At 72.0% G+C, this 17,411-nt stretch carries 14 protein-coding genes; 10 read left to right on the top strand and 4 right to left on the bottom strand.

All coding sequences use genetic code 11. The annotated features are described in order from the left end of the window. The first annotated feature begins 12 nt into the window (after nt 1–12). Nucleotides 13–1,635 carry an FG-GAP repeat protein gene (locus ACIBO8_RS30815; RefSeq protein WP_396118887.1) on the top strand — a complete coding sequence of 541 codons (1,623 nt, stop codon included), beginning with the start codon at nt 13–15 and terminating at the stop codon, nt 1,633–1,635. Between the two features lie 50 nt (nt 1,636–1,685). Here the strand turns inward: ACIBO8_RS30815 and ACIBO8_RS30810 are convergent, their stop codons facing one another. Further along, complete coding sequence (locus ACIBO8_RS30810; RefSeq protein WP_396118886.1) at nt 1,686–3,269, bottom strand: carboxylesterase/lipase family protein; 1,584 nt, start codon at nt 3,267–3,269, stop codon at nt 1,686–1,688. Nucleotides 3,270–3,607: 338 nt separating this feature from the next. Here ACIBO8_RS30810 and ACIBO8_RS30805 point away from each other — a divergent pair, with 338 nt between their 5' ends. From ACIBO8_RS30805 to ACIBO8_RS30785, 5 genes are read left to right on the top strand one after another with little or no spacing between them, the layout of a single operon-like run. Continuing rightward, on the top strand, nt 3,608–4,624 hold the full coding sequence (locus ACIBO8_RS30805) for a GlxA family transcriptional regulator (RefSeq protein WP_396118885.1): 1,017 nt from the start codon (nt 3,608–3,610) through the stop codon (nt 4,622–4,624). After that, entirely contained in the window at nt 4,621–6,321 is a 1,701-nt protein-coding gene (locus ACIBO8_RS30800; protein ID WP_396118884.1) for a thiamine pyrophosphate-binding protein, read from the top strand. Before ACIBO8_RS30805 ends, ACIBO8_RS30800 begins: the two co-directional genes overlap by 4 nt. Then, the gene (locus ACIBO8_RS30795; protein WP_396118883.1) at nt 6,293–6,946 is read left to right on the top strand and encodes an SRPBCC family protein; all 654 of its coding nucleotides are present in this window, start codon (nt 6,293–6,295) and stop codon (nt 6,944–6,946) included. Before ACIBO8_RS30800 ends, ACIBO8_RS30795 begins: the two co-directional genes overlap by 29 nt. Beyond that, nucleotides 6,943–7,968 (top strand): 3-oxoacyl-ACP synthase III family protein, encoded by a 1,026-nt coding sequence (locus ACIBO8_RS30790; RefSeq protein ID WP_396118882.1) that lies wholly within the window; start codon nt 6,943–6,945, stop codon nt 7,966–7,968. Before ACIBO8_RS30795 ends, ACIBO8_RS30790 begins: the two co-directional genes overlap by 4 nt. Before the next feature lie 4 nt (nt 7,969–7,972). After that, nucleotides 7,973–8,968: a histidinol-phosphate transaminase gene (locus ACIBO8_RS30785; RefSeq protein ID WP_396118881.1), complete on the top strand. Its 996-nt coding sequence runs from the start codon at nt 7,973–7,975 to the stop codon at nt 8,966–8,968. Between the two features lie 26 nt (nt 8,969–8,994). Here ACIBO8_RS30785 and acpA read toward each other — a convergent pair whose 3' ends face one another. Further along, complete coding sequence (gene acpA / locus ACIBO8_RS30780) at nt 8,995–10,635, bottom strand: acid phosphatase (protein ID WP_396118880.1); 1,641 nt, start codon at nt 10,633–10,635, stop codon at nt 8,995–8,997. A gap of 202 nt (nt 10,636–10,837) precedes the next feature. On the opposite strand from acpA, the gene ACIBO8_RS30775 reads away from it, so the two are divergent. Further along, complete coding sequence (locus tag ACIBO8_RS30775; RefSeq protein WP_396118879.1) at nt 10,838–12,304, top strand: aromatic acid exporter family protein; 1,467 nt, start codon at nt 10,838–10,840, stop codon at nt 12,302–12,304. Nucleotides 12,305–12,318: 14 nt separating this feature from the next. On the opposite strand, the gene ACIBO8_RS30770 is transcribed toward ACIBO8_RS30775, so the two are convergent. Then, nucleotides 12,319–13,161 carry a class II glutamine amidotransferase gene (locus ACIBO8_RS30770; protein ID WP_396118878.1) on the bottom strand — a complete coding sequence of 281 codons (843 nt, stop codon included), beginning with the start codon at nt 13,159–13,161 and terminating at the stop codon, nt 12,319–12,321. 460 nt (nt 13,162–13,621) lie between these two features. Here ACIBO8_RS30770 and ACIBO8_RS30765 point away from each other — a divergent pair, with 460 nt between their 5' ends. The 3 genes from ACIBO8_RS30765 to ACIBO8_RS30755 all read left to right on the top strand — a co-directional run bounded on the left by ACIBO8_RS30765 (nt 13,622) and on the right by ACIBO8_RS30755 (nt 16,531). Continuing rightward, nucleotides 13,622–15,484, top strand: coding sequence for a M4 family metallopeptidase (locus tag ACIBO8_RS30765; protein ID WP_396119181.1), 1,863 nt, complete (start codon nt 13,622–13,624; stop codon nt 15,482–15,484). A gap of 72 nt (nt 15,485–15,556) precedes the next feature. Beyond that, nucleotides 15,557–16,048 carry a hypothetical protein gene (locus ACIBO8_RS30760; protein ID WP_396118877.1) on the top strand — a complete coding sequence of 164 codons (492 nt, stop codon included), beginning with the start codon at nt 15,557–15,559 and terminating at the stop codon, nt 16,046–16,048. Between the two features lie 3 nt (nt 16,049–16,051). Continuing rightward, nucleotides 16,052–16,531, top strand: coding sequence for a YcxB family protein (locus ACIBO8_RS30755; RefSeq protein ID WP_396118876.1), 480 nt, complete (start codon nt 16,052–16,054; stop codon nt 16,529–16,531). Here the strand turns inward: ACIBO8_RS30755 and ACIBO8_RS30750 are convergent. Beyond that, nucleotides 16,493–17,143 carry an acyltransferase gene (locus ACIBO8_RS30750; protein WP_396118875.1) on the bottom strand — a complete coding sequence of 217 codons (651 nt, stop codon included), beginning with the start codon at nt 17,141–17,143 and terminating at the stop codon, nt 16,493–16,495. The genes ACIBO8_RS30755 and ACIBO8_RS30750 overlap by 39 nt on opposite strands. Nucleotides 17,144–17,411: the final 268 nt, after the last annotated feature.

The raw sequence follows: 17,411 nt of genomic DNA, 5'->3' as shown, positions 1-17,411 counted from the left end.
CGGGGGAAGTTCTTGATCAAGAAGTATGTGGCCGCGGCCGCGATGTCCGGCATCGTCCTCGCCGTCCTGGCTCCGGTCTCGGCGTACGCCGCGCCGGCGGCCCGGACGATCACCCGCGACGGTGCCTCGATCACGTTCCAGCGGGTGGCCGCGCCCGCGACACCGCGATCCGGCACCGGGCCGACCACGTCCGACTTCGACGGCGACGGCCTCGACGACATCGCCGCGACGGCTCGCGGTGGGGTCGTCGTGCGGTATTCGTCCGGTGGGCACACCGACTACATCGGCAAGACCGGCGGCGGCACCGCCATCACGCTGGGTGCCGCGATCGCCGGCGGCGACTTCGACGGCGACGGGTACGACGACCTGGTGGTCGGCGACCCCACGGAGGTCGACGGCACCAACCGTACGGCGGCCGGTGGCCTGTGGATCCTGCCGGGCTCGGCCGGCGGCCTGAAGGTGTCCGCGATCCGTCACCTCAACCAGAGCAGCGCAGGCGTACCCGGCACCGCGGAGGCCGGGGACGAGTTCGGCGGCGCGCTCGCGGCCGGCGACGTCAACGGCGACGGCCGTGCCGACCTGGCCGTCGGCCTGCCCGGGGAGAGCGCCGGGTCGGTCGCGGACGCCGGCGGCGCGGTGATGTTCCTGAGCGACGCCCAGGGTGTCAGCACCACCGGTGCGCGATGGCTCGACCAGGGCACGGCGAACATGCCGGGAACGCCGACCGCCTTCGACCGTTTCGGCAGCGAGCTGGCTATCGGCCACTTCAACCACGACGGGTACGGGGATCTCGCGATCGCCAGCCCCGGCGAGAACGAGGGTGGAACCGGACCGAGCCGCGGCATGGTCAACCTGATCCTGGGCAGCGGCGCCGGCCTCAACGTGATCGGCGTCTTCTCCGTCGAGGGTGACGACTTCGGCAGCGTGGCACCGGACGTGCGGCCGGTCCGGCTCGGGTACGGCGGGCTGGCGCTGGCCGACGTGAACGGCGACGGCGCGGATGAGCTGTTCGCCGGCACGCCGGAGGCCGCGGTCGCCGGTGCTGCCGGGGCCGGCATGGTGGCGGTTCTGGAAGGCAGCAACGACGGCTTCTTCGTCACCGCGTCCTCGGTCGTGACCCGCAAGACCGCCGATGTGCCGGGTGACCCGGCGGCGGCCGACTCCTTCGGCGCCGCGGTGGCGGCCGGTGACGTCACCGGCGACGGCTTCGGCGATCTCGTCGTCGGCGTACCGGGGCAGGACGTCGTGGACGCCCCGATGGCTCCGCCCGGCACGGTGCGTGACGCCGGTGTGGTGAGCCAGTTCCGCGGTTCGGCGACCGGTCTGGTGGCACGCGGGGACCTCTCCCAGGGATACGAATACGTCGACGGCATCTCGGAGCCCGGTGACCGCTTCGGTCACGACGTCCGCCTCGTGAACCTGGACGGCGCCGACGGCCTGGACGCCCTGATCTCGTCCCCGGGCGAGCGCGGCGCCGACGCCGGAGCTCCGGCCCCGGCACCGGGCGACACTCCGGGCGCCGTCTACGAGTGCCTCGGGGGCGACCCGAACTTCATGTACGGCACCCACCGCACCACCGGCACCGACGTGGCGGTTCCGGGCTTCGACACCGACGTCTACGGGTACGTGCTCTGACCGCTGGGCCGCCCGGATCACGCATCCGGGCGGCCTTGCGTCGTTCTGCACTACCCGGCCGGCTCCCAGAACTCGCACTGATGGTCGACGGCGAAGGTACGGACCGGTCCGACCGCCAGCGGCACCAGCGACTGGACCACGTCTCGCCGGGGGCCGTAGTGCGGCCAGGCCGGCGCTGTAGTCGTGGTGGGGGCGCCGGTCGCTGCGAAGCGGCCCCAGTAGTCCATCACGCGGGTGGAGAGCGTCCGCTGCTGGGGCGTGAGCTGGTCCGCTCCGGGCCCCGTACCGAACAAGTACGGCAGCTCCGCGGCGTGGAAGGCGCCGAGCGGCATGAGGGGATCGGTCACGATGAACTCCGGCGCAGCCGGGTCGGCGAACTCGTAGGCGTACGTGGGCACGCGTGCCGACAGCAGCGCGGCGGTGCGCCGTGTCGGGCAGGCGAACCGCGCGTCGGTGATCACCGTGGCCAGGGCGATGCCGGGGCTCGCGTACCGGTCGGCGGGGTATCGGGCCAGGACGGCGTCGGCCCGGTCGCCGAACTGTTGCCGGATGATCTCCGGGTAACGGGCCGCCGTGACCGGGTCGCCGGCGAGGTCGTACAGCAGCGCCACGAACAGCCGGTACTCGTCGTGGGTGCTGCCCAGCAGGACCGGCACGCGGTGCAGCCGGCCGGCGGCGATGGCCGTGGCCGGCTGCTCCGGCAGCACGGCGCCGTCGACGTACGGCCCGAAGCTGCCCAGCTCGGTCCCGGCCGCCGCCAGCAGGGCCGGCACGGGCAGGGCCCGCAGGCACGCCGGCCGGGTGACGGGATCGGTGCAGCCCAGCGTCGTGGCAAGTGCGGCACCCTGCTGCTCGGCGGCGGCCGCGGTGCGTACCGGGGTCACGCACGGCCCGCTCTGCACGACCGCACGGTGGAACAGGCCGGCCGCTGTCGGCGACACGAGATGCGCGCACACGCTGGCGGCGCCGGCGGACTCACCGAAGATCGTGACCCGGGAGGGATCGCCGCCGAAGGCGGCGGCGTTTCGGCGTACCCATCGCAGCGCGGCTTGTTGGTCCCGGATCCCGGCGTTGTCGTCCTCGGTGGACGAGCCGGGTGTGCGGAGGAAGCCGAAGACGCCGAGCCGGTAATTGACGGTGACCACCACCGCGCCGGTCCGTTCGGCGAGCTCGCTGCCGTCGTAGTCGCTGCCGGCGCCGCTGAGGAAGGCGCCGCCGTGCAGCCACACCATGACCGGATGGCGCCGGCCGGCCGGGCGCGGCGTGTAGACGTCGAGGTACAGGCAGTCCTCGGTGGTGCTTCCCTTCGCGGAGTCGCCGGGCAGGACCGACGGCAGCTGGGGGCAGGGGCTCCCCGATCGAGTCGCATCGCGGACCTCCGACCAGGCCTCGGGTGGCTGCGGGGCGCCCCAGCGCAGTGGGCCCACGGGCGGGGCCGCGTACGGGATGCCGCGGAACGCGCGATGGCCGTACGCCACGATGCCGGCCACCGGGCCGTCGGCCGTGCGGACCACCGCACCGCGGGCCGCGCCGCTCGCGCCGGCCGCGCGTGGTGGGGTGAGAGTAGCGCCGACGGTCAGCAGCGTGAGAACTGCGAGGACCATCCGCGGGATCACGGTGTTACCGCTTCGCATGACGGGCTCCTTCAACGACGCCGCGGCAGGCCCACGGCCGGACCGGATCTGTAGCGACCGTTCCATACAGATCGATGTCGGTCTACCTCTTGGCCGCGGATGTGCGGGATTCGTACATCCACGCGCGGGTCGCCCGCCGTCAGATACGTCACTATCGCGGTCGCCGTTGTGACGGCCGGACTTCCCGCATCGCGCCGCTTGAGCATCGTCTGTGCAGGGCAGCGCGGCCGCCGCCCGCCAGCTGCCGGTCGGCTGACACATCACAAGGTCCGGCCTTGGCAGGATTCGTCAAGGGCTTGTCATTGTGGCCACCCGGGTCGCCGCGAAATGGTCTATCCGTGGCGAAACGACGTGTCGTAGTGGTGACTTACCCCGGCAGCCAAGCGCTGGACATCACGGGACCGGTGGAGGTGTTCGACACCGCCACCCGGCTCCTGGACCGGACGGACGCGGGCTATCTCGTCGAGTGCGTCTCGGCTCAGGCGCCGTTGGTCCGGACGTGCTCCGGCGTGGCGATCGAGGCGGCGCCTCTCGCGGCGGCGGACGGCCCGGTGGACACGCTTCTGGTGCCGGGCGGTTGGGGGCTGCATGATGCGCTCGCCGACGACGCGCTGATCTCCTGGATCGCCACCGCCGCCGCGCGGTCCCGGCGGGTGACCTCGGTGTGCGGCGGGGCGTTCCTCCTGGCGGAGGCGGGGTTGCTCGCCGGGCGTCGCGCGACGACGCACTGGGCGTACAGCGCGGACATGGCGCGCCGCTACCCGGACGTGGTCGTCGACCCCAAGCCGATCTTCATCCGGGACGGCCGGTTCATGACGTCCGCCGGGGTGTCGACCGGGATCGACATGGCGCTGTCCCTGGTGGAGGAGGACCACGGCCCCCGGCTCGCGCTGGAGGTCGCGCGGTACCTGGTGCTGTTCTTCAAACGCCACGGCGAACAGTCGCAGTTCAGCGCCGTCATGGATGCGCAGTTCGCCACCGATGCACCGATCCGGGCCGCTCAGGAATGGGCGCTGGACAACCTCGGCCGGCCCTTGCTCGTGGCGGACATGGCTCAGCGGGCCAACATGAGCCCTCGCCACTTCGCCCGGGTGTTCCGCCGCGAGGCGGGGGTGACCCCGGGGCAGTACGTCGAGCAGGCGCGCATCGCCCGCGGCCGCAGGCTCCTGGAGACCACCGAACTGCCGGTCACCAGCGTGGCCCGCCGGTGTGGTTTCACCACCGCGGAGACCTTTCTCCGAGCGTTCAGCCGGACCGTCGGCGTCACACCGACCGAGTACCGCGATCGGTTCCAGACCACGTCCGCCGTCGGCGTCGCCGTCGACTCCGATCGGGTGGGAGCAGTGCCGCGATGAGAGCAGCCGAGTTTCGTCTGGTCGACCGGGTGGTCGACGATCTGGCGAGGTCCGGCGTCGACCACGTGTTCGGCGTCGGCGGGGCCAACATCGAGGATCTGTACGACGCGATCCACCGCAGCCGGAGCGCCGTCCGCGGCATCGTCGCCAAGCACGAGTTCTCCGCCGTCACGATGGCCGACGGGTACGCGCGCGCCACCGGCCGGCTGGGCGTCGTCGCGGCCACGTCCGGCGGCGGCGCCATGAACCTGGTGCCCGGCCTGGCGGAGGCGCACGCCTCGCGGATCCCGCTGCTGGCGTTGGTCGGGCAGCCACCCGCGGCGCTGGACGGGCAGGGCGCCTTCCAGGACTCCAGCGGCAAGGGCGGCTCGTTCGACGCCGGGCAGATCTTCGCACCGATCTCCCGGTTCTGCGCCCGGGTCGACCGGCCGGACACCATCGGGGAGCTCCTTCCGCAGGCGGTCGCCGCGGCGCAGCGCGAACCCCGGGGACCGGCCGTGCTGCTGTTGCCGAAGGACGTTCAGCAGGCTTCCGTCGAGCGGGGCGGTGTGATCCTTCCCGTACCGACGTCGGGGGTGGACTCCGGGGCCGTCGATCGCGCTGTGACCGTCCTGGGCGCCGCAACCGCCGTGCTCGTCATCGCCGGTGAGGGAGTGGCCGCCTCGGACGCGCGGGCCGAGGTGGCCGAGCTCGCCCGGCGAACGGGGGCCTGGGTGGCGGTCACGCCGGACGCCAAGGACGTCTTCGACAACCGTGATCCGCGGTTCGTGGGCGTGTCGGGGGTGATGGGCCACCCGACGGTCTCGGATTGCCTGCGCCGCGCCGACGTCTGCCTGCTCGTGGGCACGAGGTTACCGATCATGGCGCGAGGCGGGCTGGATGAGCTTCTCGCCCGTACGACGGTGATCTGCGTCGACCCCGAGGCGCCGTTCGTTGCGGGTCTGTCCCTGCGCGGTGACGTGCGGGGCGCCCTGCGCGCCCTCATCGCCCGGCTCCCTGAGCAGTCGAGGCCATGCCCGGGCCACGCCGGCCCGCTACCCCTGCCCACGCCACCGTTTCGCGGCGCCGGCACTCCGTACGCCGAAGCCTTCGGCGTCATCGACACGGTGGTGCCCGACGACTCCCACGTCTTCGTCGACGCCGGAAACGCGGCCGCCGCGGCGATCCACCTGCTCCCGGCACGGCGCCGGGGCCGGTTCGTGGTCGCCGTGGGGATGGGCGGCATGGGATACGCCTTCGGCGCCGGCATCGGCGCGGCGCTCGCCTCGCGGCAACGCACCTTCGTGCTCGCCGGCGATGGGGCGTTCTTCATGCACGGCATGGAGGTGCACACCGCCGTCGAATACGAAGTGCCGGTCACCTTCGTGATCTTCAACAACAACGCCCACGGCATGTGCGTCACCCGCGAACAGCTCTTCTACGGCGACGACTACACCTACAACACTTTCCGCCCGACCGACATCGCCGGCGCGATGGCCGCGGCGTTCCCCACGCTTTCGGTCACCTACGCCGGCACTGCGGGACAGCTGCACCGAGCGTTGCGGCGCAGCACCGCCCTCCGCGGCCCGGCGCTCGTCGAGGTGGCCGTCGACCCGCGCGAGGTCCCGCCCTTCCTGCCCTTCCTGACCGCGCTCGGTCAGCAACCGCCAGACAGCGAGGAGGCATCCCGTGAGCACCGACCCGTCCATGTTGGCTGACATTCCCGGTCTGATGCGCGTGGAGAGCACCGCTCAGAACGAACTTGTCGCCCGATGTCAGGAACTGACCCGCCCGGCATATCCGCACCAGCAGGTCTACGGCACCTACTGCACCATCCAGGACCACGTGAGCTGTCCGCCGGAGCAGGTCTACGACTACCTCCGCCAGGGGCATCACCTGGAGGAGTGGACATACAGCCTGCGCGACTTCGAGCCGTCCGGCGTTCCCGGACTCTGGGCGGGTCATGACCGGTTGGAGCAGGACACCCGCATCTACTGCCGGACCGTCGCCAACGCCGAGGCCATGACCGTGGATTATCACTGCTCGTGGGACCAGGGCGACGAGCTTTGGATGATCTATCTGATGCGGGTCATCCCGGCCCCGCTGGTGCTCGGCCGGCCGGGCTCCGTCGTCACCTGGACCAACTGCCGCCACCCCCACTACGACCGCAATCCGTACCCGGATCTCGCCGCGCGGCCGGGCCGGCCATGGGTCGGTGACTACTGGGACCTGTTCTACGCCGGTCACACCATCGAGATGGGCAACCTCAAAGCGATCCTGGAACACCGGTACGCCGCAGGGGTGCCGGTGAGCGTGCCGCCGGTCCGGGCGGTGGCGCGGTGACCGGCGCGCCGATCGTCAGCCTCACCGACGTCGCTGCGTACCTGCCCGGCGAGCCGGTCGGGCTCGACTTCTTCACCCGCGGCGCGCAAGCCGGTGACGAGCTACGGGACAACGTGATGTTCAAGGCGCCGACGTGGCGACACCACGTCGCGGCCGACGAGACGAACGTCGACCTCGCGGAGCGCGCCGTGCAGACCCTGATGGACCGGCACGGCGCCGACGAGATCCGCTCGACCGAGGTGTTGCTCGTGCACACGCAGTTGCCGGACCTTCCCATCGTCGGCGCGGGCACCGAGATCGCGCGCCGGCTCGGGTTGCGTCCCGAGTGGCTGGTCGACGTGGCGAACGCCGGTTGTGCCTCGTTCGTGTACATGCTCAAGCTGGCTCGTCAGATCCTCGCCACCACGGACGCGACGAGGGCCCTGATCTGCAACGTGCAGACCGCCGCCGGTCAGCTGTTCACCCAGTCCGACGTACGCCGGCTCGCCCAGTCCGCGATCCCCGGTGACGGGTGCGGGGTGGGCTACGTGACCGCCGGCGGCCCGTCGCCCGTGCTCGAGCTGACCACGCGTCACATCGGCGAGTTCGCCGGCGACATGAGGCTGGTCACCGACGACGGCCGCCGGTACTGGGAGACCCGCACCTCCCAGCTGAAGATCGGATTCACGGAGGAGTCGGTGGCCGCCGTACTGGCGCGGGGCAACCGGCTGGTCCCCGAGGCGGTCGACGACCTGTGCCGGCGCCTGGGGCTGACAACCGGCGACATCGATGTGCTCATCACCAACCAGCCCAACCGGACATTCCTTCGCAACTGGCGGGAGGCGCTGGGGTTGCCGCCCGAGCGGCACCCGGACACGTTCGACGAGTGCGGCAACACGTTCGGCGCAGCAATCCCCGTCACCCTCGACCGAGCCGTTCGCTCGGGACAGGTGCACGCCGGCGACCTGGTGGTCCTGGGCGGGTTCGCGCACGCCGGCGACTTCACCGGCGCGGCGGCCGTGCGCTGGCAGGAAGGGCGTTGACAGGGTGGACACCACGACGCTGCACGCGCTGGCCCTCAACGAGAGCCCGTACCCGCCGCTGCCTTCGGTGCAGGCGGCGATGGCCCGGGCGGTGGCACAGGCCAACCGGTACCCGGACCTCTTCCCGGACCGGTTGGCCGCGCACATCGCCGACCGGTGGTCGGTGGCGCCGCGGTGCGTCGCGGTCGGCAGCGGATCGGTGGGGGTCGCGCTTCAACTCCTCCGGGCCGTGGTCCGTCCGGGCGACCGCGTCGCCTACGGATGGCGCACCTTCGACGGCTACCCGCTGCTCGCGCAGATGGTCGGCGCGCAGTCCCTTGCCGTGCCGCTTCTGCCCGACGGCCGTCAGGACCTGGCGGCCCTCGCCGCGGTGGCCGGCTCGCGCACCCGGGTGCTGGTGATCTGCAACCCGCACAACCCGACAGGCAGCGCCGTGCTGGCGGACGAGCTCGCCGCCCTCCTCCACCGGGTACCGGTCGACGTCACCGTGGTGCTGGACGAGGCGTACGCCGAGTTCGCCCGCCATCCGCACCTCGCCGACGGACCCGCTGTGCTGGGCCTGCACCCGAACCTGGTGGTGCTGCGCACCTTCTCGAAGGCGTACGGCCTCGCAGCTCTGCGGGTGGGCTATGCGCTGGGCAGCCCCGATCTGATGGACCGGGTCCGGCGGCAGCAGTTGCCGTTCGGGATCAACGCCGTGGCGACCGCCGCGGTCGAGGCCTCCCTGGAGGCCGGCGATGAGCTGCGCCGCAGGGTCGACGCCGTGGTGGCCGAGCGCGACCGGCTGGGCCGGGAGCTGCGCGCCGCGGGTTGGCGGATACCGCCCAGCGACGCCAACTGCCTGTGGCTCGCCGAGCCGGACCGGGCAGACGCCGGCGCGGCCGCTCTCGCCGCGGCCGGCGTGCAGGTCCGGGCCTATGCCGGAGAGGGAATCCGGGTGACCGTCGGCAGCCGGGACGCCAACGACGCGGTGCTCGCCACGCTGGCGTCCCTGACCTAGCCGCAGTACGGGCCGATCGCGGTGAATCAGTGGCGCCGGATCCCGCCGACGTGGAGCGCGGGGCCCAGGTCGTTGACGCGGGCGTCCCGGCCGAAGCGGGTGTCGAGGGGTGCCAGGCCGTACTGCTGCTCGATGGTGCGCACGATGGACGTGGTGTCGTAGGACGTGTGGTCGACGCCCGACCTGCGCAGCGAACGGGAGATCAGCAGGGCGGGGATGCGGGTGCCGGGCCCGTACTCGTCGGAGGGGCCGGGCGTGGCGTGCCGGCCCTGGCCGGGCGGGACGACGTGATCCCACTGCCCGCCGAACTCGTCGTAGGTCACCACGATCAGCGTACGGTCGGCCTGCGGACCGTTCGTGACCGCGTTGACCAGGTCCACCAGGTGCCGCTCGCCGTTGTCGGTGCTGGCGTAGCCGGGGTGCTCGTTCTCCGCCCCGTACGGCTTGACGAAGCTGACCGCCGGGAGCGTCCCCTGGCGCGCGGCCGCGAGGAACGAAGTTTCGTCCTGGAGGTGGTCGCGGGGGTGCTCGCCGGTGCGCGGGTCGACGTAGCCGGGCGCGTACCGGGCGAAGTAGTTGAACGGCTGGTGGTGGTACTGGAACAGCGGCCCGGGGTGTCCCCCCGCCGCGTCGTTCCATCCGCCGGCGTACCAGGCCCAGCTGACGTTCCGCTCGGACAGCTCGTCGCCGATCGTGCGGCGGTAGTTCGGCGCGGCCGGGTCGACGTCGTTGACCAGCGGCAGCGTGTTGGCGCCACCCGCCGAGGGCGGGTTGGCCGGCTGAACGGTGTTGACGGCGTAGTCGCCGCAGGCGAAGCCGGGCCGTCCCGGGCAGGCCTGGGTGAGCGGCCCGTCGTTGAGTGCCGGGTCGCTGGTGTGCAGCGGGTACGCCCGGACGCCGGTGCCCGCCGCGGCCGGATTGGGGTTGGGGAAGCCTTCGGCGTCGATGACCGAGTGGGCCGTGGCGGGCGCACCCGGCCACGGCGGTGCCTGGGCGGCGACCAGATACTGGTGATTGAGGAACGACCCGCCGAACGCGGCCTGGAAGAACCGGTCCGCGACCACGTAGTGCGGCGCGCCGGCGGCGTGCAGGTACTGGTAGACCGGCAGCTGGCGGGTGTCGTAGTAGCCCTGGGTGAGCCCGACCGCATCACTGCCGGTGCTGTAGCGGTCCATCCGGCCGCCGTCCAGCTGGTACTGCTCCTGGTAGAACCGGTGCACCAGGTCGCGGGTGCAACCCCCGGGCGTGCCACCCGGGCAGGTCGGGCTCTCGGGGGTGACGTAGTCGTTGATGGAGAACGGCCGGTTCACGAAATGACTCGCGTAGGAGAACCCGTTGCTCGCCGTGTCGGTGCCGCAGGCGGCGTCGAGCGGCGGCGTCGCCAAGCTCGGGTCGTTCTGGAAGAGGCACCGGTACGCGGAGCCGTCCTGCCTGACCTGCGTGCTGCGGCGCGCGTAGCCGGGTGCGCCGCGGCCGTCGACGCTGCGACCGCCGACGCGCCCCCAGTCGGCGTACAGGTTGTCGAAGCTGTGATTCTCCTGGTAGATGACCACGAGGTGGGTGAAGGGGCCGAGCGGGCCGGACCGGCCATGGGCGGCCGCGGCCGGTGCGGCAGCCGCCGCAAGAACGAGGATGATCGCACCCAGGACCGCGCTCCACCGTCTCATGCCCACTCCCGCCATCGTCCGACTCAGCGCAACGTATCGCGGGGACGCGGCCGATCACCGTTGTCGCTCGTGGCATCCATCGTCGATTCTCACCACCCGGGCGCCGGAACCGGGCGTCTGCCAGGGCAGACCCGGCGCGCCGCCCCGAATCCGGTTCACAATGAAGCCGTACCGCCGGCTGCTCACCGCGTGAGGAGGAGCGATGCGGCTGCCCACGTACCTGCACCGGATTCCCGGCTTGCGGACCGCCAAGGTGGTCCTGGCCGCGGTCTTGTCCTATCTGATCGCCGAGGCCCTGCACACGACCGCGGCGCCCGTGCTCGCACCGCTGACCGCGATCCTGGTCGTCCAGCTCACCGTCTACGAGACCGTGGCCCAGGGCTTCCAGCGGATCCTCAGCGTGATGGCCGGTGTGCTGATCGCGGTCGTGCTCGCCACCTTCGTGGGCCTGTCCTGGTGGAGCCTCGGCGCGGTGGTCGCGGTGTCGCTCGTGCTCGGTCAGCTGCTGCGGCTCGGCGCCCATGCCCTGGAGGTGCCGATCAGTGCGATGCTGATCCTCGCCGTCGGCGGCGCGGCTGCTCCCGGGGCCGGCGCCGGCCGGGTGTACGAGACGTTGATCGGTGCCGCGACCGGCGTGGCGGTGAACTTCGCCGTCGCCCCGCCGGTCCACGTGCAGACCGCCGGCGAAGCGATCGGCAAAGTGATCTCCCGCCAGGCCGAGTTCCTCCGCGGCCTCGCGGGCGACCTGCGAGGGGAATGGTCGCGAGCCACCGCGGAACGGTGGCTGGGCGCCGCCCGCACTCTGGCGGCGGAGGTCCCGGCGGCCGACCGGTCGCTGGCCCGGGCCGAGCAGAGCGCACTGCTGAACCCGCGCGGCGCCGAGGTGCGGGCCGCGCAGCCCCGGCTGCGCACGGCCCTCACCGGGATCGAGTACTGCTCCATCGTGCTGCGCACGCTGTGCCGGGAGATCTTCGACCGGACGTTCTACCTGCCTCCCGAGCAGGCCGGCCAGGCGTACGCCCCGGAGGTACGTGGCGTGCTCGCCGGCGTGCTGGACAGCGGCGCCGACGCGTTGTGCGCCGTTGCGGAGGTCACCGCGGGCACCGGACCGGCCGACGAGGCGCGCGCCCGGGTTCACGAGCACCTCGCCGAGCTGCACAACCGGCGCGAGACGCTGGGCGGGCTGCTGCTGGTCGACCCGTACGCCGACGCCGCGGCCTGGCAGCAGCACGGAGCGCTCCTCGCCGCCGTGGACCGGTTACGGGTGGAGATCGAATCGTCCGTACGGCCCGTGTCCGAACAGTGGCGCCCACCGCCCATCGGTGAGGGAACCCGTCAGGCGGTGCGGCGCGTCATCGACACCGCGGCCGACGAGACTTTGCCCCGCATCGCCAACCGGCAGCGCCAGGTCGCCCGCCGGGTGCTGGACGTGGCCGCCGAGGCGGCGGCCGAGGCCGCGGCGAACCTGGCCACCCCGGATCCCCGCGCGCCCGGCCGCCGGACGTCCCCGCCGGATGCCGCCGCCCGGGCCCGCGAGGCAGCGGCCGCCGCAGCGGTCGCGGGCGCCGCGGCGGAGGTGCTCGCGGGCGCCGCGGCGGACGTGCTCGCCGGGGAGGCGATGACCGAGGCCGCCGAGGCCGAGGAGAACCCGCGCGCGACGGAGGCCTGACCGTCGCCGGTCACCTACGCCGTGGTGGCCGGGACGCTCGGGGTGAACGGCCGAAGGTCGTCGCGACCTTCGCTGATGACCACGCAGGTCGCCTCCGGGACCTCCTGCCAGGCGCCCTTGAGATCGCCGAGGGGCTCGGACACCACCAGCCGGGTCCGGTCGGAGAGGCCGTGCAGCACGGGGTTGTCCGGGTACTGGTGGCGCAGGGTGCTGACGTCGGTGTTGTGGAACAGCGAGCGGGACCGGCCCTCGCTGGAGTACCGGAACGCCCAGAGGCGCCTGCCGTCGGTGGTGGCGACGGTCATCTGGATCGGGTGCTCCACGCCGTGGCGCCTGCCCGTCGCCTCGACCAGGCCGACGGCCCGTTCGACGGCCTGGAGCGGGTCGTCCTCCAGCCCGAAGGTGAGCGCCAGGAAGAACAGCAGCTCGGAGTCGGTCGATCCGTCGATCCGGGGATACAGGTCCGGGTCGACCGCCAGGGCGAGGTCGCGCTTGACCGCCGGGAAGTCGCGGATGAGGCCGTTGTGCATCCACAACCAGCGGCCGTGCCGGAACGGATGACAGTTCGTCTGCTGGACCGGGGAGCCGCTGGAGGCGCGGATGTGGGCGAAGATCAACGGCGCGGCGACGTGGGTGGCCAGTTCGCGGAGGTTGCGGTCGTTCCAGGCGGGTTCCACGCCGTGGAAGACTCCGGGCGTGGGCACGGGGCCGTACCATCCGACCCCGAAGCCGTCCCCGTTGGTCGTCTCGGCACCGAGACGCGAGTGGAGGCTCTGCACGATCAGCGAGTACCGGGGCTTGTAGAGCAGCTCGTCGAGCAGGACCGGATCGCCGGTGTACGCGAGCCAGCGGCACATCGGAGCCTCCTTCGCCGGTGCGTCATCCCGGCCGGACGACGCGGTGGACTTGTCAGCGACGGCCGTTGCGCCTGCGGAGCAGAACGACGGTTCCCGCGACCACGAGCAGGAGGGGAAGAACGAGTCCCCACATCAGCAATCCGTTCACTTCAGGACCCCTACGCTCGGCGGACCGGTCACGAGGAAGCGTCCACGCCCCTCGCCCGCGGCGCATCATCCACCCCGGGTGAGGGCGGAAATGGTGGATCCGGCGGGTCCCTCGCCGGCGCGCAAGGGTTTTCCCCGATTCGCTGAGGGTCGTCGATGCATAGCGTCACACCTCAAGTGATCCAGGTGTGGCGGTGTCGTCCCACCGGACGTGGAGCCCGCCTCGTACGTGGGGCGGGGAAGGAGTACCCGCGTGACATATCGCATCCCCCTCGTGGTCGCTCTGGCAGCCGGTACCGCGGCCGCCGGGGCCATGGTGGGCCTCGCCGGACCGGCGACCGCCCAGCCCGGTGACCCGGCACCCGCCCGGGTCGCTGCCCAGTCGGCGTCCGCGCTCGTGGCAAGCCGTCCCCAATACCTCTACGCCGGCGCCGACGACTCGTTCGTGCAGCAGCCGGTGATCTCCACCGGTGACCTGCACTTCGTCCCGTACAAGCGCATGTACAAGGGCCTGCCGGTGGCCGGCGGCGACTTCGTCGTCGTCACCGACGCCGCCGGGCACACCAAGTACACCTCCGTCGCGCAGACCCGGACCATCGGCGACCTCTCCACGACGCCGGCGCTCACCCGGGCCGCCGCGCTCGCGGTGGCCAAGCACCAGCTCACGAAGGTCACCACCGTCGAGGGCTCCGAGCTCGTCGTGGTCGCCACGGCGGGCGCGCCGAAGCTGGCCTGGGAGTCGACCATCAGGGGTACGGGCGCCGAGGGCGTGAGCCGGCTGACCGTCGACGTGGACGCCGCCACCGGCAAGGTGCTGCGTACGCAGGAGCACGTCACCGACGTCACGGGCACCGGCACCGGCTGGATCAACGGCTCGGTGTCGCTCAACACGACGCAGTCGGGCAGCACGTACACCATGAAGGACCCGAGCGTCACCGGCCTGAGCTGCCAGGACGCGGCCAACAACACCACGTTCAGCGGCTCCGACAACGTGTGGGGCAACGGCAGCGGCACCAACAAGGAGACCGGCTGCGTCGACGCCCTGTACGTGGCGCAGCGGCAGACCGCCATGCTGTCGAGCTGGCTGGGACGTAACGGGCAGAACGGCAGTGGCGGCGCCTGGCCGCTGCGGGTCGGCCTGAACGACCAGAACGCGTACTACGACGGCACCCAGGTGCAGATCGGCAAGAACACCGCCGGGCAGTGGATCGCCTCCGCGGACGTGGTCGGCCACGAGCTGGGCCACGGTATCGACGACAACACCCCGGGCGGCATCTCGGGCAACGGCACCCAGGAGTTCGTCGCCGACACCTTCGGCGCGGCGACCGAGTGGTTCGCCAACAACCCGAACGACGCCCCCGACTACCAGGTCGGCGAGGAGGTCAACCTGGTCGGCAGCGGCCCGATCCGGTACATGTACAACCCGTCGCTCGCCGGGGACGACAACTGCTACTCGAGCTCCACGCCGGGCCAGGAGGTCCACGCGGCCGCCGGACCGGGCAACCACTGGTTCTACCTGATGGCCGAGGGCACCAACCCGACCGACGGCCAGCCGACCAGCGCCCGGTGCAGCGGCAGCGGCGCCATCACCGGCCTCGGCATCCAGAACGCGATCAAGATCATGTACAACGCGATGCTGATGAAGACCTCCAGCTCGTCGTACCTGAAGTACCGCACCTGGACGCTCACCGCGGCGAAGAACCTGTTCCCGAACAGCTGCACCGAGTTCAACACGGTCAAGGCGGCCTGGGACGCGGTCAGCGTTCCCGCCCAGTCGGCCGACCCGACCTGCACCGGCGGCCCGACCACGCCGCCGACCACGCCCGCGGGCTGCACCGGCACCAACAGCACGGACGTCACCGTCCCGGACGCCGGCGCGGCGGTCTACAGCGACATCACCATCAGCGGCTGCAACCGCAACGCCTCGGCGAGCTCGACCGTGGCGGTCAACATCGTCCACACCTACCGCGGTGACCTGAAGGTCGACCTGGTGGCCCCGGACGGCACTACGTACAACCTGAAGGCCAGCTCCTCGTCGGACGGCGCGGACAACGTGAACACCACGTACACCAAGAACCTTTCCAGCGAGGCGGCCAACGGCACCTGGCGGCTGAAGGTGCAGGACGTGTACTCGCAGGACACCGGCTACATCAACAGCTGGACGCTGACCGTCTGAGGTCGGCACCACCACCCACTCGGGCCGGCGCCTCGCGCCGGCCCGAGTGCCGTGCGCCCCTATGATCGACCGGTGCGAATCGAGTTCACCTTCAGCCGCGACGGCGACTACTTCCGGAGGCAGCTGACTCCCGGAGCGCGGCAGGCCACCGTGCCGCTCCTGGCGGGCGGGGGCGCGCTGGTGGTGGCGGGAGTTGTCGTGGCGGGCGCGCTGCATTTCACGGCGGCCGTCACGGTGATCGGCCTCGCGCTGACGCTCGCCGGCCTCGCGCTGCTCGTGGTGCGGTCGAGGCGGGTGCGGACCATGGTCACCGTTCCCGGGTCCTGGCATTCCCCGCGGCGATGGCTCCTCACCGACCAAGGACTCGAGTCCAGCACAGCGCTGACCTCCGCCGCGCATGCGTGGTCGACGTTTCGCGGCGGCAAGGTGCGCGACAACGCCTACATTCTTGTTCAGGACGGCCCGGTGATCGTCGACATCCCCCGGCTGCCGCTCACGCGCGAGCAGGACGAGGAACTGTGCGCCTTCCTCACGGCTCGCGGCCTCCTGACAGGCCAACGGTGACCGATGCTGATCGAACTGCAGTCCGGTCGCACGCCGCACTACGGCTACGGACGTCGCCGCCGGTTGCGGACCATGGCCGCGATGCCGTGGTGGCGGCTCGTCGGCGGAACCGTACCGATCGTCCTGGTGGCGTTCGCCGCCTGGTGGTGGGAAAGTACCGGTCTCGCGGTGTTCGCCGCCGCCGGATTCGGCTACGCACTGCTCGGCGGTTGGCTGACCTGGCGTCGCATCGCCGCCGCGATTCCGGCGGCCCGGCCGCTCGACCGGCGTTGGACGATCACCGAGGAGTCCATCCGGGTCGCCGACGGCCGGTCCGCGTACACCTGGCGCTGGGCGGCCGTCGTCGCGGTCGAGGTGCGCCCGGACGTGTATCTACTGCGACAGGACGGCGGGATCGCGCTCGATGTTCCCCGCGCCGCGCTGACGGCTGCGCAGGACGGCGAACTACGGCGGTTCCTCGGTGGACGCGGGCTGGTGGTTTAGCTTCTCCGTCAGGCGGCCACCGGCCTCGGCGTACTCGGCGCCGGTCTCCGGGCACACCCAGGCACCGTCGCCCGTGGCGGTCAGCGGGCGCCCCGCGCGGCCGACCCAGCCGACCCGGCGGGCCGGGACGCCCACGACGAGGGCGAAGTCCGGGACGTCCTTCGTGACGACGGCGCCCGCCGCGACCAGCGCCCAGCGACCCACCGTCACCGGTGCCACACACACGGAGCGTGCGCCGAGGGCCGCGCCTTCGCCGATCGTCACGCCGACGGCGGTCCAGTCGTCGCCGGTCTTGAGGCGGCCGTCGGGGGTGACCGCGCGCGGGTACTCGTCGTTGGTCAGCACGGCGGCCGGGCCGACGAACACGCCGTCGCCGAGGCGGGCCGGTTCGTAGACCAGCGCATGGTTCTGCAGCTTGACGTTGTCGCCCGCGACCACGCCCGGGCCGACGTACGCGCCGCGGCCGACGTTGCAGTTGCGGCCGAGGGTGGCGTGCTCACGGATCTGGGCCAGGTGCCAGATCCGGGTGCCCGCGCCGATCGTGGCTCGGGCGTCGACGTCGGCGGTCGGCGCGACGGTCACGCCGTCGCCGGCGGGGGTTACGTCGGTCATGCCGGTCCTTTCTGGACAGCTCGCCCGCCCTGCAGGGGGCCGGGCCAGGGTAGTGGCCGACGGGCGCGATCCGTGTCGGAATGGCGACCGCGGCGACCAATGTGGCCGAAGGGCGGCGCCGGTGCTGGCCGAGAGGCGTGGCCCGGCAGCCGAAGGTACAGGCTTGCACTCCCGGCTCCGCCGGAATTCCGTCAATGATCTGGCGGCGGCCCCGCCGGAATCGATAGCTTGCCGTCGAACCGGCGTCGGCGCCCGTTCCGCATCCATT

Origin of the sequence: Actinoplanes sp. NPDC049681, from assembly GCF_044465265.1 — a bacterium.
GTDB lineage: Bacteria > Actinomycetota > Actinomycetes > Mycobacteriales > Micromonosporaceae > Actinoplanes.
The sequence above is the reverse complement of the archived record's forward strand: the minus strand, read 5'-3'. Positions and strand labels throughout refer to the sequence as shown.